The 15521-nt window shown below is 65.6% G+C and carries 16 protein-coding genes; 9 read left to right on the forward strand and 7 right to left on the reverse strand.

Features of this window, described 5'->3' with window-relative positions; all coding sequences use genetic code 11:
* Positions 1-29: 29 nt before the first annotated feature.
* On the reverse strand, positions 30-485 hold the full coding sequence (locus ASC93_RS26960) for a cache domain-containing protein (protein ID WP_056450025.1): 456 nt from the start codon (positions 483-485) through the stop codon (positions 30-32).
* A gap of 295 nt (positions 486-780) precedes the next feature.
* Here ASC93_RS26960 and ASC93_RS26965 point away from each other — a divergent pair, with 295 nt between their 5' ends.
* Genes ASC93_RS26965 through ASC93_RS26975 form a run of 3 tightly spaced genes read left to right on the forward strand, consistent with a single transcriptional unit; the run spans position 781 to position 4331 of the window.
* Entirely contained in the window at positions 781-2187 is a 1407-nt protein-coding gene (locus tag ASC93_RS26965) for a KamA family radical SAM protein (protein WP_056450027.1), read from the forward strand.
* Between the two features lie 16 nt (positions 2188-2203).
* Entirely contained in the window at positions 2204-3511 is a 1308-nt protein-coding gene (locus tag ASC93_RS26970) for an MFS transporter (protein WP_056450030.1), read from the forward strand.
* Positions 3480-4331: a fumarylacetoacetate hydrolase family protein gene (locus ASC93_RS26975; RefSeq protein ID WP_056450033.1), complete on the forward strand. Its 852-nt coding sequence runs from the start codon at positions 3480-3482 to the stop codon at positions 4329-4331. The genes ASC93_RS26970 and ASC93_RS26975 overlap by 32 nt, the downstream gene beginning before the upstream one ends.
* 93 nt (positions 4332-4424) lie before the next feature.
* Here the strand turns inward: ASC93_RS26975 and ASC93_RS26980 are convergent, their stop codons facing one another.
* A complete protein-coding gene (locus ASC93_RS26980) occupies positions 4425-5759 on the reverse strand; it encodes an aspartate aminotransferase family protein (protein ID WP_056450035.1) in 1335 nt (444 codons plus the stop codon).
* A 91-nt stretch (positions 5760-5850) separates the two neighbouring features.
* Between ASC93_RS26980 and ASC93_RS26985 the strand changes: the two genes are divergently transcribed.
* Positions 5851-6405: a carboxymuconolactone decarboxylase family protein gene (locus ASC93_RS26985; RefSeq protein WP_056450037.1), complete on the forward strand. Its 555-nt coding sequence runs from the start codon at positions 5851-5853 to the stop codon at positions 6403-6405.
* A 75-nt stretch (positions 6406-6480) separates the two neighbouring features.
* On the opposite strand, the gene ASC93_RS26990 is transcribed toward ASC93_RS26985, so the two are convergent.
* Genes ASC93_RS26990 through yjgA form a run of 3 tightly spaced genes read right to left on the reverse strand, consistent with a single transcriptional unit; the run spans position 6481 to position 8378 of the window.
* Positions 6481-7149 (reverse strand): alpha/beta hydrolase, encoded by a 669-nt coding sequence (locus ASC93_RS26990; protein WP_056450042.1) that lies wholly within the window; start codon positions 7147-7149, stop codon positions 6481-6483.
* A 19-nt stretch (positions 7150-7168) separates the two neighbouring features.
* A complete protein-coding gene (mog, locus tag ASC93_RS26995; RefSeq protein WP_056450044.1) occupies positions 7169-7786 on the reverse strand; it encodes a molybdopterin adenylyltransferase in 618 nt (205 codons plus the stop codon).
* Positions 7770-8378, reverse strand: coding sequence for a ribosome biogenesis factor YjgA (yjgA, locus tag ASC93_RS27000; protein WP_056450048.1), 609 nt, complete (start codon positions 8376-8378; stop codon positions 7770-7772). The genes mog and yjgA overlap by 17 nt, the downstream gene beginning before the upstream one ends.
* Positions 8379-8473: 95 nt before the next feature.
* Between yjgA and pmbA the strand changes: the two genes are divergently transcribed.
* The 3 genes from pmbA to nfsB all read left to right on the forward strand — a co-directional run bounded on the left by pmbA (position 8474) and on the right by nfsB (position 11652).
* Entirely contained in the window at positions 8474-9826 is a 1353-nt protein-coding gene (gene pmbA, locus ASC93_RS27005) for a metalloprotease PmbA (RefSeq protein ID WP_056450050.1), read from the forward strand.
* Between the two features lie 54 nt (positions 9827-9880).
* Positions 9881-10921: a DUF4214 domain-containing protein gene (locus ASC93_RS27010; protein WP_056450052.1), complete on the forward strand. Its 1041-nt coding sequence runs from the start codon at positions 9881-9883 to the stop codon at positions 10919-10921.
* Positions 10922-10998: 77 nt separating this feature from the next.
* Positions 10999-11652, forward strand: a complete 654-nt coding sequence (gene nfsB / locus ASC93_RS27015) for an oxygen-insensitive NAD(P)H nitroreductase (protein WP_056450054.1) — start codon at positions 10999-11001, stop codon at positions 11650-11652.
* A gap of 76 nt (positions 11653-11728) precedes the next feature.
* Here nfsB and ASC93_RS27020 read toward each other — a convergent pair whose 3' ends face one another.
* A complete protein-coding gene (locus ASC93_RS27020; RefSeq protein WP_056450056.1) occupies positions 11729-12865 on the reverse strand; it encodes a M14-type cytosolic carboxypeptidase in 1137 nt (378 codons plus the stop codon).
* Positions 12866-13023: 158 nt separating this feature from the next.
* On the opposite strand from ASC93_RS27020, the gene ASC93_RS27025 reads away from it, so the two are divergent.
* The gene (locus ASC93_RS27025; protein ID WP_157202139.1) at positions 13024-13278 is read left to right on the forward strand and encodes a DUF2442 domain-containing protein; all 255 of its coding nucleotides are present in this window, start codon (positions 13024-13026) and stop codon (positions 13276-13278) included.
* A 41-nt stretch (positions 13279-13319) separates the two neighbouring features.
* Here the strand turns inward: ASC93_RS27025 and paaX are convergent, their stop codons facing one another.
* Positions 13320-14252, reverse strand: coding sequence for a phenylacetic acid degradation operon negative regulatory protein PaaX (paaX, locus tag ASC93_RS27030; protein WP_056450063.1), 933 nt, complete (start codon positions 14250-14252; stop codon positions 13320-13322).
* A gap of 103 nt (positions 14253-14355) precedes the next feature.
* Between paaX and paaA the strand changes: the two genes are divergently transcribed.
* Positions 14356-15345: a 1,2-phenylacetyl-CoA epoxidase subunit PaaA gene (gene paaA / locus ASC93_RS27035; RefSeq protein WP_056450065.1), complete on the forward strand. Its 990-nt coding sequence runs from the start codon at positions 14356-14358 to the stop codon at positions 15343-15345.
* The last annotated feature ends 176 nt before the right edge of the window (positions 15346-15521 follow it).

The following is a 15521-nucleotide window of genomic DNA, read 5'->3' on the forward strand; positions in this document are numbered from 1 at the left end:
GGCGGTCAGCCGCCCGCGTTCACTGCGCCTTACTTCTTGTACAGCCCCGCCTCCAGCACGACGCCGTTGACGAGCAGGATGTATGTCGTCTTCGGCTCGATCTTGCCGCTGGTCGGATTTTTATACTGGTAGTCGACCCAGCCCTTGCCCTTCGCGGCAGCCAGTTCGATGATCTCGCGGCGGTATTTCTTGCCGTTGGCATCGGGGACGTCCGTCAAGTCCTTGCCGACGATCGACGGGTTGTACGGATGGGCCAGCACGATGCCGGTCTTGACGTCGCGCATGTCGATATACAGCGAGCCCTGGACGAACTCCGGGTCCTTGGCCGAGATGCGTTTCATCACTTCTTCCTTGCCCTTCGTCTTGACCATGGCGGCGCCGCGCTCGGCCATGGCGATCGCATCTTTTTCGGTCGGTTCGGAAGCCAATGCGCCGGCACAGGACAGGCACAGGACGGCAGCGGTTACGGTTGCGGTCGTTTTCATAGGACGTCCTTTCGGGGAAAAATGGATAGGTCTAAATGTTGCCTATTTGCATTTCCTACTTTACGCCTCGGCCCCGGCCGTCCTGTTGTGCTAACGCAAGCGGCCTCCGATGTGCGGCCGCAATGGCAACGCTGATCTTTCGCAGTGCATGTGGAAATGGGTGAGAAACGGGCACGTGAACTTGACTCGCGGCAACTCAGTGGCGATGTCGCTTGCCTACCATCAGTTCCTGTCGGCAATTATTTCCATGCGTCACCTTTTGCTGCCATCAACCACTTCCCTCAGGAGAACTCCCGTGACCCTCGACGCGACGCCCGCCAAATTCAAGCCCTATACCCGCCAGTCGATCCAGAGTGCCCGCCAATGGCAATGGATGAGCCCCGACCTTCAGGAAGCGGTGCAGGTGGTCTCCCATGTCCTGCCGTTCCGTACGAATGAATATGTGATGGATCAGCTGATCGACTGGAACAATATTCCTGACGATCCCATCTACCGCCTGACGTTTCCCCATCGCGACATGCTGCCTGCGCGCGAATACGAGCAGTTGCGCGACCTGGTGCTGGTCAAGAAGGACGCCGCCGCGAGCGCCAAGTTCGTGCACGAGATCCGCATGCGCATGAACCCGCACCCGGCCGGCCAGATGACGCACAATGTGCCGCGCGTAAACGACGCCCCGCTCAAGGGCCTGCAGCACAAATACAAGGAAACCGTGCTGTTCTTCCCCAGCGCGGGCCAGACGTGCCATGCCTATTGCACGTTCTGCTTCCGCTGGCCGCAGTTCGTCGGCATGGAAGAGATGAAGTTCGACGCGCGCGAGTGCACGGAGCTGGTGTCCTACCTCGCCACGCATCCAGACGTGACGGACGTCCTGATCACGGGCGGCGATCCGATGATCATGAATACGCGTTCGCTGGCCGAGTTCATCGAGCCGCTGCTGGCGCCCGAACTGGCGCACATCCAGAACATCCGCATCGGCACGAAATCCGTCGCGTACTGGCCGCAGCGCTACGTGTCGGACAAGGACAGCGACGACCTGATGCGCCTGTTCGAAAGAGTCGTCAAGGCCGGCAAGAACCTCGCGCTGATGGGGCACTACAACCACGCCGTCGAGCTGCGCCAGCCTATCGCCCAGCAGGCCGTCAAGCGCATCGTCGGCACGGGCGCCACCTTGCGCATGCAGGGGCCGCTGATCCGCCACATCAACGAAGACCCGAACAGCTGGGCCGAACTGTGGACGACGGGCGTGCGCCTCGGTGCCATTCCCTATTACATGTTCGTCGAGCGGGATACCGGCCCGCGCGAGTACTTCGCGCTGCCGCTGGCGCGCGCGCACGAGATCTTCCAGGCCGCGTACAGCATGGTCTCCGGCCTGTCGCGTACCGTGCGCGGGCCGTCGATGAGCGCCTTCCCGGGCAAGGTCGTGATCGACGGCGTCGTCACGATCAACGGCGAGAAGCTGTTCGCGCTGCAGTTCCTGCAAGCGCGTAATCCGGAATGGGTGCGGCGGCCGTTCTTCGCGAAATACGACCCCCATGCCACCTGGCTCGATCACCTGAAACCCGCGTTCGGCCGCAAGAAGTTCTTCTTCGAAGGCGGGGAGGACGACCACGACGACCTCAAAGCGCTGGGCCGCGTGATTCCGATCCAGCCGGCGCGCACGCACGATGCGCGCGCCAGCGACAGCCAACCCGACGCGGCTTGAGCCGCAGGAGGTGCCCATGGAAGCCGACCAGAGCCAGCCGCGCCTTTCCGGGATGGCAGTGTTTTTCTACGTGTTCCTGCCGTTCGCGCTGGGGCATTACCTGTCCTCGCTGCTGCGCAATGTGAACGCCGTGCTGGCACCGCATCTGGTCGGCGCACTCGCGTTGACGCCGGGCCAGCTCGGCCTCCTCACCAGCGCGTTCTTTTTCGCGTTCGCCCTCGTCCAGCTGCCGGTCGGGATCGCGCTCGACCGCTACGGCCCGCGCAAGGTGCAGCTGGTACTGATGCTGCTGGCGGCATTGGGCACGCTGTTGTTCGCCACGGGCCATTCGTTCGGCCAGCTGGTCCTGGCGCGCGCCGTCATCGGCTGTGGCCTGGGCGGTTGTTTCATGTCGGCCGTGAAGGCGATCTCCACGTGGATCTCGCCCAAGCGCCTGCCGTCCGTGCAGGGTTACCTGATCGCCGTGGGCGGCCTGGGCGCGGCCTCGAGCACCATGCCGGTGCGCATGCTGTTGCAGCACACGGACTGGCGCGGCCTGTTCGTGCTGCTGGCCGCGCTGGTCGCCTGTTGCGGCCTGCTGATCTGGCTCGTCACGCCCCGCTCGAAGGCGCCCGGCGGCGCGCTGCCGACCGTGCGCTCGGTACTGGACGTGTACCGTGCGCCGGCGTTCCGCACGACGATCTCGCTGGTGCTCGTGCCGCATGCGATCTTCTTCGGCATCCAGGGCCTGTGGATCGGGCGCTGGCTGTCCGACGTGGCCCGCTTTCCGGACGGCGCCGTCGCCTACCTGCTGTACATGGGAATGGCGTCCGTGATCTTCGGCGCCATCGCCGTCGGCATGATCACGGAATGGGCCGGGCGGCGCGGCATCGAGGCGCTGGACGTGGCCGCCGTCGGCGTCGCGCTGTTCGTGCTCGTGCAGCTGGCGATCGTCTGCAACTGGCGGCCCAGCCTGCAGTTGCTGTCGGTGCTGTTCACGCTCGTGGGGACGATCACCGGCATCGAATACGCGATCGTCGCCCAGAGCCTGCCGCGCGCGCTGACCGGACGCGCCGCCACGTGCCTGAACCTCCTGATCTTCATCGGCGCCTTCCTCGTGCAGGCGGGCTTCGGATTGATCGTCGGCCTGTGGCGTCCCGACGCGGCCAGCCACTTCCCGGCGGTGGCCTACCGCGTCGCGTTCGGCGTGCTGGTGGTGCTGCAGCTGCCTGGCCTCGTCGGCTATGTCCTCAACTTCCTTCAGCGCCGTCAAGTAAAATGCGGCATCGTTATGCTCACCCAGAAGGAAGAATATGAGATTGGTTCGTTACGGTCGCCCCGGTAAGGAAAAGCCGGGCCTGTTCGACGAGGAAGGCCGCCTGCGCGACCTGTCCGGCGTGATCGAGGATGTCGATGCGGCGGTGCTGTCGGAAAAGGCGCTGCGCAAGCTCGCCAAGGTCGACTGGAAGACGTTGCCGCTGGTCCGCGGCAATCCCCGCCTGGGCGTGCCGGTCAAGGGCGTCGGCAAGTTCATCGGCATCGGCATGAATTACTCCGACCACGCGTCCGAGGTCGGCGCGCCGATCCCGAAAGAACCGATCATGTTCATGAAGGCGACGTCGTGCCTGTCCGGCCCCGACGATCCCGTCCAGCTGCCGAAAGGCTCGAAGAAGACGGACTGGGAAGTCGAGCTGGGCGTCGTCATCGGCACCCGCGCCCAGTACGTGGACGAGGCGGATGCGCTCAAGTACGTGGCCGGCTACTGCGTCGTCAACGACGTCTCCGAGCGCGCCTACCAGTTCGAACTGGGTTCGCAGTGGGACAAAGGCAAGGGCTGCGACACGTTCGGTCCCGTCGGTCCGTTCCTCGTGACGAAGGACGAGATCCTCGACGTGCAGGACCTCGATCTGTACCTGGAACTGAACGGCAAGCGCATGCAGACCGGGAACACGTCGAAGATGATTTTCACCGTGGCGCACATCGTCAGCTACCTGTCGCGCTTCATGACCCTGGAGCCGGGCGACATCATCAGCACGGGCACGCCGCCGGGCGTGGGCCTCGGCCGCAGCCCGCAGCGCTTCCTCAAGAAGGGCGACAAGCTGCGTCTCGGTATCGCCGGGTTGGGTGAGCAGCAGCAGGAAGTGGTGGCGTATCCGAAGGCCTGAGACGCATGAAACGTCGTCCCCGCGGAGGCGGGGACCCAAGTTCGTCGCTGAGCCGAATACTTGGGCCCCTGCCTGCGCAGGGGCGACGTTGTTTTAGACAGCCACTGATTTCAGCGCCTGTTCGACCGATTCTTTCAATCGCCCCACGATCTCGCCCAGATCCCCCTGCGTGACCACGAACGGCGGCGCCAGCAGCACATGATCGCCGTGGCGGCCATCGATCGTGCCGCCCATCGGATAGACCAGCAATCCATTCTCCATCGCGCGCGCCTTGATCGCCGCGTGCAATTTCAGCTCCGGCGCGAACGGCGCCTTGCTCTCGCGGTCGCGCACCAGTTCCAGCGCCAGGAACAGCCCGCGGCCGCGGATGTCGCCGACGTGGGGGTGGTCCTCGAATTCCTCGTCCAGCATGGCGCGCAGCGTCGCGCCGCGCAGGCGGACTTGCGTCAACAGGTCGTCGCGCTCGATCACCCGCTGGACGGCGAGGGCCGCCGCCGCCGCCACCGGATGCCCGATATAGGTGTGCCCGTGCAGGAACGCGCCGCTGCCGTTGCGCAGGCGTTCGACGATGGCGCCGTTCACGAGCACCGCGCCGATCGGCTGGTAGCCCGCACCCAGGCCCTTGGCCACGGCGATCAGGTCGGGCGCCACGCCGTCCTGCTCGATCGCGTACATGGTGCCCGTGCGGCCCATCCCGCACATCACCTCGTCGGCGATGAACAGGATGCCGTACTTGTCGCACAGTGCGCGCACGCCGCGGAAGTAGCCGGGCGTGGGCGGGATCGCGCCGCCCGTCGCGCCCACGACAGGCTCGGCGCAGAATGCAATCACGTGTTCCGGCCCTGCCTGCAGGATCGCCGCTTCCAGTTCGTCCAGCAGCATCGCCGTGTACTGCTCGACGGTCTGGTCGTCGGCGCGGCCGCGGTATTCGTAGCACGCCGATACCCGCTCGACGTCGATCAGGAGGGGCGCGAACGGCTGGCGGCGCCATTCATTGCCGCCCACGGCCAGCGCGCCGAGGGTATTCCCGTGGTAGCTCTGGCGCCGCGCGATGAACAGCGAGCGCTTGCTTTCTCCGCCTTCGACGACGTACTGGCGCGCCAGCTTCAGCGCCGTCTCCATCGCTTCCGATCCGCCCGATACGAGGTACACGCCCTTGACCCCGCTTGGTGCGTTCGCCACGAGGCAGTCGGCCAGTTCTTCCGCCACCTCGGTCGTGAAAAAGGCCGTGTGGGCATACGCGCAGCGATCGATCTGGCGGTGCATGGCCGCGATCACGTCCGGATGGCCGTGCCCGAGCGACGACACGGCCGCCCCGCCGCTGGCGTCGAGATAGCTGCGGCCGTCACGATCGTACAGATAGACGCCCGCGCCGCCGACCGCGACGGGCGGCGTCTGGCGCAGGCTGCGGTGCAGGATGTGAGTCATGAACGCTCCCTAAAAAGTTGACGATTGACAATAAAGGAGAACTGTCCGGATTCTTTTGATTTTTGCCTCAAGGCATGCGAATATTTTCGCCATGAACGACCGCCTCCGCCCGATTCCGCCGGAAGACTGGACCGACGCCCAGCGCGCCGCCGCCCAGGACATCATCAACGGCCCGCGTGGCGCGCTGTACGGTCCGTTCGTGCCGCTGCTGCGCAGCCCCGAGCTGATGGGCTATGCGCAAAAGCTCGGCGAATACCTGCGCTACCGCAGCGCCATCGGCGTCAGATTGTCGGAACTGGCGATCCTCGTCACCGCGCGCGAGTGGGACCAGCAGGTCGAGTGGGCGATCCACGCGCCGATCGCGCAGCAGGTGGGCGTCCCGCCCGACGTCATCGACGCCATCGCCCGGCGCGAGCGGCCGGCCGCGCTGCTCGTCGACGAAGCGGTAGTGTACGATTTCTGCGTCGAACTGCATCGCCACAAGCGCGTGTCGGACCGCGTCTACGACGACGCGCTGGCGCTGTTCGGCGAGCAGGGCGTCGTCGACCTGATGGGCGTGAACGGCTACTACACGTTTCTGGCGATGGTGATGAACACGGCGCGCACCGCGGTGCCGCCGTCGAGCGCGGCGCCGTTGCCGGACTAGGGTCAGCCGAGGGCAAAAAACAAAACGGCGGCACCGGGCCGCCGTTCGTTCACGCGCGCGGGTCGCGCCCGCGCGTCAGCCCAGCACGGTCTTCAGCCACGCCGAGATATGCTCGACTTCCTCGAGGCACAGCGTGTGCTGCATGGCGTATTCGTGCCATTCGAGCCGGTAGCCGAGCGAGACGAGCAGGTCGCGCGACGCTTCGGCGCGGTTGAACGGCACCACGTTGTCGTAGCGGCCGTGCGCCATGAAGATCGGCGTCGCCTTGCTGGCTTCGGTGCATTCGGTCACCAGGCTGGCGGACAGCGGCACGTAGCCGGAGAGGCACAGGAGGCCCGCCAGCGTTTCCGGATGGCGCAGGCCCGTCTGGATGGCCATCGCGCAGCCTTGCGAGAAGCCGGCCAGGATGATGCGCAAGGCCGGGATGCCGCGCGCCTTTTCGCGCTCGATGAAGGCTTCGATGTCCTGCTGCGATGCGCGCAGGCCGCCCTCGTCCTCGCGCCGCGTCAGGTCCGCGTTCGTGATGTCGTACCACGAGCGCATCACGTAACCGTTGTTGACGGTGACGGGCATCGTCTTCGCGTGCGGGAAGATGAAGCGGATGCCGGGCAGGCCGGCCAGGTCCAGCTCGCGCACCATCGGCACGAAGTCGTTGCCGTCCGCGCCCAGGCCGTGCATCCAGATAATGGCGATTTCCGGGCTGTCGTTGGTCTCGATCTGGATGTGTTCGAGCAGTTCGCTCATGCAGAGTCCTCGTGTGTGATCAGGATGCGGCAGGACGCTGCGCCGATTTCGGGCGCCAGGCCTTGCAGACGTCCGGGTTGGTGTCGGCGTACGGGCCGCCAATCAGGTCGATGCAATACGGGACGGCCGCGAAGATGCCGCCCACGACGGTCTTGCCGTCGGCGTCCTTGAGGCCTTCCAGCGTTTCCTTGATCGACTTCGGCTGGCCCGGCAGGTTCATGATCAGCGCGGCGTGATCAAGCGTTTCGCGGATCACGGCCGTCTGGCGCGACAGGATCGCGGTCGGCACGAAGTGGAGGCTGATCTGGCGCATCTGTTCGCCGAAGCCGGGCATTTCCTTCGTGCCCACGGCGATGGTCGCTTCCGGCGTGACGTCGCGCCGCGCCGGGCCCGTGCCGCCCGTCGTCAGCACGAGGTGGCAGCGGACGGTATCCACCAGCTCGACCAGCGTCTGTTCGATGCTGGCGCGGTCGTCCGGGATCAGGCGGGTCTCGACGCGAAACGGGGTGACGAGCGCCGCGTCGAGCCATTCGCGCAGCGCGGGGATGCCCTTGTCCTCGTACACGCCGCCGCTGGCACGGTCCGAGACCGATACCAGGCCGACGACCAGTTCCTCGACCTTATTCTCCAGACTCATCGTCTTCGTCGTCCCCGGTATCGGCTTCGTCGTCGCCGGCGGCGGCTTTCGGCGCCTTGGCCAGGTCCTTCAGGATCTGGAAGATTTCGCGATAGGCCTTGGGCGGCTTGTTCTCGGCCTGTTCCTTGCGCGCATTGCGGATCAGGGTACGCAGGTGCTGCACGTCGAGATGCGGATGCTCTTCCAGCAGCTGGGTGAGGGCCTTGTCGTCGGCCAGCAGCTTGTCGCGGCGGCGTTCCAGCGCGTGCAGGGCAGCCGCCTCGGCCTTCGAGGTGCCTTTCCAGCTTTCGATGGTGCGCTGGATGACGGCAACCTCTTCCTCGTCGAGGGTGCGCATCAACTTGCCGACGAACTGCAGCTGGCGGCGCCGCCCTTCGTGGTTGGTGATGGTCTGGCACATGAGGATGGCGTCGCGGACGTCGTCCGGCATCGGGACGCGCTTGACGCGGTCGCGCGGCGCCTCGATGAGCTGTTCGCCGAGCTTCTGCAACTCGTTACTCTGGCGCTTGAGTTCGGACTTGGAGGGGCGGTCGTATTCCTGGTCGAACTCGTCGGAGCGGAAGCCGACGGAGCCGCGGTTTGCATTTGGCATGATGATCTAGATTCGACAGGCGCACGGCCCGTCGGTAAAAACAGTAAACGGCTGCTATGATAACTGTTTTAGGGCTCTGCTTTCGAAAAACACACATGAACGACACCGTCTTCACCCATACCCAGGATCAGCTCAAGCAGCTCGCACAGGACGTGCTGGCCATTGCCAAGGAAACGGGCGCCACCAATGCGTCGGTCGAGATCAGCGAGGGTAGCGGGCTGGCGGTGACAGTGCGCAAGGGCCAGATCGAAACCATCGAGCAGAACAAGGACAAGGGCATCGGCGTCACCGTCTACTGCGGCCAGCGCCGCGGCCATGCCAACACGTCCGACTTTTCGCGCGATTCGCTGCGGGCCACCGTCGAGGCGGCGTACAACATCGCCCGCTTCACGGCCGAGGACCCGGCCGCCGGCCTGCCCGACGCCGACCTGCTGGAAACGAACCCGCGCGACCTGCGCCTGTGCTACCCGTGGGACATCAGCGCCGCGGACGCCGTGGCCATCGCCCAGCGCTGCGAGGCGGCCGCGTTCGCCGTCGACAAGCGCGTCACCAACAGCGAGGGCGCCAGCGTCTACGTGCAGCAATCGCACTTCGTGGCCGCCAACTCGCTCGGCTTCTGCGCCGGCTACCCGTTCTCGCGCCACACGCTGTCGGTCGCGCCGATCGCCGGCAAGGGCGCCCACATGCAGCGCGACGACTGGTATTCTTCGGCGCGCGATCCCAAGAACCTGGGCGATCCGGAAAAGATCGGCCGCTACGCCGCCGAACGCGCCCTCGCGCGCCTGAACGCGCGCAAGCTCGACACCCGCACGTGCCCCGTGCTGTTCGAGGCACCGCTGGCCGCCGGCCTGCTGGGTGCATTCGTCCAGGCAACTTCGGGCGGCGCCCTGTATCGTAAATCGAGCTTCCTGCTCGATTCGCTGGGCCAGAGCATCTTCCCGTCCCACATCCAGATCGTGGAAGACCCGCACGTGATCGGCGGCGTGGGCTCGGCCCCGTTCGACGAAGAGGGCGTGCGCACCCAGCGCCGCAACGTCGTCAGCGACGGCGTGCTGCAGGGCTATTTCCTGTCGTCTTACTCGGCCCGCAAGCTGGGCATGCAGACGACGGGCAACGCGGGCGGCTCGCACAACCTGGAAATCATCTCCAGGGAGACGACGATCGCCGACGACTTCGAAGGCATGCTGCGCAAGATGGGGACCGGCCTGCTCGTCACGGAGCTGATGGGGCAGGGCACGAACTACGTCACGGGCGATTACTCGCGCGGCGCGTCCGGTTACTGGGTCGAGAACGGCGTCATCCAGTACCCGGTCGAGGAAATCACCATCGCCGGCAACATGAAGGACATGTTCCAGGCTATCGTCGGCGTCGGCAACGATGTGCTGACGCGCGGGAACAAGTCGACCGGGTCCATCCTGCTCGAGAAGATGGTCGTGGCGGGTAATTGACCGTTCGATATTGAAATGGTAGCGTGGTGTTTTTAACAAATCGTTAAAAACACCATGGCCGTCGTTACCTTTTCCCAGCCTTTCGACATGTCCGTCGTCCCGAACGACTGGACGCCGCCCGCGCCCGCGCAGAATGTCGAGCAGCTCGTCTTTACGAGCGGGACCCTGCGGCTCGAACTGGACAGCAAAGGCGCATCGCCCATTTCCCTGTTGTCCTACCAGAACGGACAATTGACCGGCGGCGTAGGCGAAATCCACTTGTCCAACGGTGCCGGGGAAATCCTGCGGATTGACACCGGATCGGGCGATCCCTATGACGTGTCGCATGCGCCCCTGGCCGGCACGCTCAAGGAGTGGCTCGCGTTGACGGGCATGTTCGACGAGCGCGACTATTTCACCGGCAGCGCGGGCAACGACGTGCTGCTCGCCGGTGGCGGCAATGACGTCATCCATTCAGGTGCGGGCGACGACCGCATCGACGCCGGTGCGGGCGACGACGCCATCTACGACGGTGGCGGCAATGACACCATCGATGGCGGCAGCGGTTTCGACAAAGCGATCTGGACGGGGGCGCTGTCCGACTACAAGGTGGCGCGCAGCGGCGACGTCTATACCGTCACGAGCCTGAAGGACGGCAGCGTCGATACGGTGACGAACGTCGAACGCCTCGATTTCGACGACAAGCTGATCGCCGCCGACGTCACGCCCGACAGCCCCGGCGGCCAGATCTTCCGCCTGTACCGCGCCGCGTTCGACCGTTTGCCGGACAACGCCGGGCTGCTGTACTGGACCCATGAGATCGGGCACGACGTCAAGCTGGACGCGATGGCGGACGCCTTCATCAAGTCGGGCGAATTCCAGACGCACTACGGCACGGGGCTGAGCAACCACGACCTCGTCGCGAAATTCTACGAGAACGTGCTGCACCGCGCCGCCGACCAGGCCGGCCTGGACTTCTGGACCGGCGCCCTCGACAGCCATGCGGCGACGAGCGCCCAGGTGCTGGCCGCGATCAGCGAAAGCCACGAAAACATCGACGGCACGGCGGCGCTGATCGGCAACGGGCTGGTGCTCGACCAGCCGCTCATGACCTGACGCCCGGCGCAGCGGGGCGTCTGCACGATCGGCGCTCAGCTGCGATAATCGCGGGTTCAAGTACGAAAGGAACCCATATGGACATTCTCGCCGCCGCCCGCAAACGCTACGCCGCCAAGGCCTACGACCCGACCCGCCGCGTTCCGGAAGAAACGATGCAGCAGATCTACGAAGTGCTGCGCAACAGCCCGTCGTCGGTGAATTCGCAACCCTGGCACTTCATCGTCGCCGGTACGCCGGAAGCCAAGGCACGCCTGGCCAAGGGCGTGCAGGGCCCGTACAGCTACAACGAGGCGAAGATCCTCAATGCGTCGCACGTGATCCTGTTCTGCACGCGCGTCGATGCCGAAGGCGGCCACCTGGAGCGCCTGCTCGAGCAGGAACAGCGCGACGGCCGCTTCAAGGACGATGCCGCCAGGGCTGGCCAGGCCAAGGGCCGCCTGGGCTACGTCAACCTGCACCGCTACACGCTGAAGGACTTGCCGCAGTGGTTCGAGAAGCAGGCCTATATCGCCCTGGGCAACGCCATGCTGGCCGCCAGCGCGCTGGGCGTGGACACGACGCCGATGGAAGGCCTCGACCCGGGCGCGCTCGACGCGGAACTGGGCCTGCACGAACAGGGCCTGTCCAGCCTCGTGCTGCTGGCCTTCGGCTACCATGCCGACAGCGATTTCAATGCCGCCCTGCCGAAGTCGCGGCTGGCGCAGGACCAGGTGTTCACGTTCCTGTAAGCGCAATAAAAAACGCCACGGTGCGGCAAGCGGCCGTGGCGTTCGTCTTTCCTGGACGGGGCCTGCGCCCCGTTTTTTATTTCTGCAGTTTGCGGATCGCCTGCAGCACCGGCTGCAGCACGGCGGCGCCGAGGCGCGCGCTGCGGGCGCCGTCCCAGCCGACCTGCGGATCCGGGTCGTTGGCATTGTCCTTGAACGGCAGTTCCAGGGTCAGCGACAGGCAGCCGAAGGCGTGCGTGACGTACGGCGAACCCATCGTCAGCACCTCGTCCGTGTACGGCTCCTTCGGATAGCCGTGGACGTCCTGGAAGTCGGGGCTGGCGATCATGAAGGCGTCCGAAAATGCCTGTTGCGCGGCGGCCTGCTCGGCGGTGAAGGTCGGCAGGGCATCGCTGCCGGCGATGAAGACGTAGGGCAGGCCCTCGTCGCCATGCACGTCGAGGCACAGGTCGACGCCCGTTTCTTCCATCTTCTTGCGGACCAGGAAGACTTCCGGGCTGCGTTCCATCGACGGGTTGAGCCACTCGCGGTTCAGGTTGGCGCCGGCCGCGTTCGTGCGCAGGTTGCCGCGCACGGAACCGTCCGGGTTCATGTTCGGCACGACGTAGAACACGGACTCCTTCAGCAACTGGCGGCCGAACGGGTGGGCCGGGTCGAGCAGGGCGTCGAGCATGCCTTCGACGAACCACTCGGCCATCGTCTCGCCCGGGTGCTGGCGCGCGATGACCCACACGTTCTTCTTGCCCGCGCCTTCGTCGCCGATGACGAGCAGGTTCAGGTCGCGGCCGTCGACGGTCGAGCCGAGGTCCAGCATGCGCACGTGCTCGGACAGCTGGGCGCGGTCGAGCAGCTCCAGGTGGCGCTCCCACGAATACGGCTCGAAATAGGCGTAATAGACGCTGTCCATGGCCGGCGTGTGCTCGATGGTGAGCGCCTGGCCGTCGAAGCTCGTCGGCACGCGGAACCAGTTGACGCGGTCGTAGCTGGCCATCGCGTTGTAGTCTTCCCAGCCCTTCGGGTAGGCGGACTTGCCGGCGTTGAGCAGGCGGATCGTGCACGGCTGCGCTTGCGCGCCCTGCAGGCGGAAGTAGAACCACTGGGTGATGTCGGCGTGCGAGTCCTTGCGGATGTTCAGGTCGATGGCGTTCGCGCTCGTGGCGTTCACGACCTCGATGGCGCCAGCGTCGAACTGGCTGCTGATCTTGATAGACATGGTGTGTCGTCCTGTTCTTGTTGGGTGTGAGGCGAGCATGATACCGCTTTCGCCGCGGGAAACCAGATGCTCTGCTGCCGCTCAATGCGTCGTGCCGGCGCATTTGTTACCGTTCTTGCTTGGCCGTATCGTATCGATGCGGCACGGGAGGATAGGCGATGAAGGATATTCGTGTGGCGCGGCCGGAAATCACGAGCATCGACCGGCGCGGCTTCTGGCTGCGCTGGCGCGACGAGGAATTGTATCTGCCGTTCGCCCTGTTCCCCTGGTTCGAGCACGCCACGGTGGCGCAGCTGTGCCGCATCGAACAACTGGGCCGCGAGTGCCTGTACTGGCCCGGGCTGGACCTGGAGCTGGCCCTGGACCGGATCCGCCATCCGATGGCGGCGGCGCAGTTTGCGCTGGATTGTTGAGTTGGCTCGTCGTTCCCGCGCCTTCGCGGGGGCGACGTTGTTTATTCAAGTTGCAGCCCGCCGAACCGCTCGGCCAACCCCGCATCCGCGCCCGGCGCTTCCGCATCCTCGCGCCGCAGCACATCCATCAGGTGCCGCTCGGCCGGCGCCCACACGAGGCGGTAGATCGCCTGCGCCAGCGCATACGCCTCCGACCCCGGCCATGGCCGCGGCAGCAGGGCCAGCGGGAGCATCGGATCGTGCAGCTGGACGCGGCGGTAGGCGTGGATCAGCAGCGTGCGCACGATGAAGGCCTGCTGCGGGTCCGGCGCCGGCTCCGTGCGCAGCAGGTCGAGCAGCGGCGTGAAATCCGCGATGAAGCGGCGGTAGCCGGCCATGACGCCGGACAGGTCCCAGCCTTCGCGCACCAGTTCCGCGAGCGGCCGCGCCCCGACGCCCGGCAGTTCCGTCGCGGCGCAAACGAACACCTTGCCGGCGCCGTCCACGCGGCGCAGCACCTCGGCCACGCCGTCCTGGTCGGCCGCCGGATGCGCCAGCAGGCCGGGAGCCAGCATGGCAAAGCCTTCCCATTCGAGTTCCTTGCGCACCGTCGCGCGCAGCGCGCTGTCGATGCTGCCGTTGGGCGCCAGCAGCAGGGTCCAGCGGCCGTCCCAGTCGACGCCGGGCGGCGCGTAGATGCGGCGGTTGGCGCGCGCGAAGCGGGGCTGGGCGTCGGGCTGCAGCGCGTAGCTGCTGCGCCGCCCCTCGCGATTGGCCACCAGCCAGCCTTCCTGGACGAGGCGGAACACGCTCGTGCGCACGAGCCGGTCCGTCGCCCCCAGCGGCGCCACGAGTTCGATCAGGCTGCCCAGCCACAGGCGGCCGCCGTGCGGCGCGATGGCGTCGCCGAAGATCGTCATTACGAGCGATTTGGAACGCGGCGGGTCGGTGCCGAGGAAGTGGTTGATCCACTGAAGGCTGCTGGGTTCGGTCATGGCGGCGATTTTACCCGGTCTCGATATGATTCAAAATTTCGCTATACATCACGATTCTTGTATCGTATTATGAATCGGAGCAGATGACAAACGGAGACTGACCATGTATGCCCAGATGGTGGAAACCGGCCTGAAACAGGTCCAGGCCCGCGCCGACATGAGCGCCGAAGAGCAGGCGTTCCAGGCGCGCATCGACGCCGGCGTGAAGATCGAAGCGAAGGACTGGATGCCCGAGGCGTACCGCAAGACGCTGATCCGCCAGATTTCCCAGCACGCCCATTCCGAGATCGTCGGCCAGCTGCCGGAAGGCAATTGGGTGACGCGCGCGCCGAGCCTGAAGCGCAAGTCCATCCTGCTGGCCAAGATCCAGGACGAGGCCGGCCACGGCCTGTACCTGTACAGCGCCGCGGAGACGCTGGGCGTGTCGCGCGACGAACTGCTGGAGGCCCTGCACGCGGGCCGCGCCAAGTATTCGAGCATCTTCAATTACCCGACCTTGACCTGGGCCGACATCGGTGCCATCGGCTGGCTGGTGGACGGTTCGGCCATCATCAACCAGATCCCGCTGTGCCGCTGCTCGTACGGCCCGTATGCGCGGGCGATGATCCGCGTCTGCAAGGAAGAGTCGTTCCACGCGCGCCAGGGCTACGACATCATGATGAAGCTGGCCCAGGGCACGCCCGAACAGAAGGCGATGGCGCAGGACGCCCTGAACCGCTGGTGGTGGCCTTCCTTGATGATGTTCGGCCCGTCGGACGCGGAATCCGTCAACAGCGCGCAGTCGACCGCTTGGCGCATCAAGCTGTTCTCGAACGACGAGCTGCGCCAGCGCATGGTCGACCAGACCGTGCCGCAAGCCGAATTCCTCGGCCTGACCGTCCCCGATCCGGACCTCAAGTGGAACGAGGAACGCGGCCATTACGACTTCGGCGCGATCGACTGGGACGAGTTTTATAACGTCCTCAAGGGCAACGGGCCGTGCAACAAGGAGCGCCTGCGTACGCGGGTAAAAGCGTACGAGGACGGCGCGTGGTTCCGCGAGGCGCTCGTGGCACACGCGGACAAACAGGCCGCCAGGAAGGCCGCCGCATAAGAATCAAACACTATATCGACACCGTCATCCCCGCGAAACCGTCGACCCGTGAAACCGTCGTCCCCGCGCAGGCGGGGACCCAATGTTCGTGCGGTTCGAAAAACTTGGGTTCCCGCCTGCGCGGGAATGACGGTCTTGCGCGGGAATGACGGTCTTGCGCTGGAACGATGGTCTTA

The sequence above is a fragment of the Massilia sp. Root335 genome, assembly GCF_001425685.1.
GTDB lineage: Bacteria > Pseudomonadota > Gammaproteobacteria > Burkholderiales > Burkholderiaceae_D > Telluria > Telluria luteola.

Bases quoted from the DNA above. Each gene is read 5' to 3' on its own strand.
- ASC93_RS26960 (WP_056450025.1), bottom strand. From the start codon at position 485: ATGAAAACGACCGCAACCGTAACCGCTGCCGTCCTGTGCCTGTCCTGT.
- ASC93_RS26970 (WP_056450030.1), top strand. From the start codon at position 2,204: ATGGAAGCCGACCAGAGCCAGCCGCGCCTTTCCGGGATGGCAGTGTTT.
- ASC93_RS26975 (WP_056450033.1), top strand. From the start codon at position 3,480: ATGAGATTGGTTCGTTACGGTCGCCCCGGTAAGGAAAAGCCGGGCCTG.
- ASC93_RS26980 (WP_056450035.1), bottom strand. From the start codon at position 5,759: ATGACTCACATCCTGCACCGCAGCCTGCGCCAGACGCCGCCCGTCGCG.
- ASC93_RS26985 (WP_056450037.1), top strand. From the start codon at position 5,851: ATGAACGACCGCCTCCGCCCGATTCCGCCGGAAGACTGGACCGACGCC.
- ASC93_RS26990 (WP_056450042.1), bottom strand. From the start codon at position 7,149: ATGAGCGAACTGCTCGAACACATCCAGATCGAGACCAACGACAGCCCG.
- mog (WP_056450044.1), bottom strand. From the start codon at position 7,786: ATGAGTCTGGAGAATAAGGTCGAGGAACTGGTCGTCGGCCTGGTATCG.
- yjgA (WP_056450048.1), bottom strand. From the start codon at position 8,378: ATGCCAAATGCAAACCGCGGCTCCGTCGGCTTCCGCTCCGACGAGTTC.
- pmbA (WP_056450050.1), top strand. From the start codon at position 8,474: ATGAACGACACCGTCTTCACCCATACCCAGGATCAGCTCAAGCAGCTC.
- ASC93_RS27010 (WP_056450052.1), top strand. From the start codon at position 9,881: ATGGCCGTCGTTACCTTTTCCCAGCCTTTCGACATGTCCGTCGTCCCG.
- nfsB (WP_056450054.1), top strand. From the start codon at position 10,999: ATGGACATTCTCGCCGCCGCCCGCAAACGCTACGCCGCCAAGGCCTAC.
- ASC93_RS27020 (WP_056450056.1), bottom strand. From the start codon at position 12,865: ATGTCTATCAAGATCAGCAGCCAGTTCGACGCTGGCGCCATCGAGGTC.
- ASC93_RS27025 (WP_157202139.1), top strand. From the start codon at position 13,024: ATGAAGGATATTCGTGTGGCGCGGCCGGAAATCACGAGCATCGACCGG.
- paaX (WP_056450063.1), bottom strand. From the start codon at position 14,252: ATGACCGAACCCAGCAGCCTTCAGTGGATCAACCACTTCCTCGGCACC.
- paaA (WP_056450065.1), top strand. From the start codon at position 14,356: ATGTATGCCCAGATGGTGGAAACCGGCCTGAAACAGGTCCAGGCCCGC.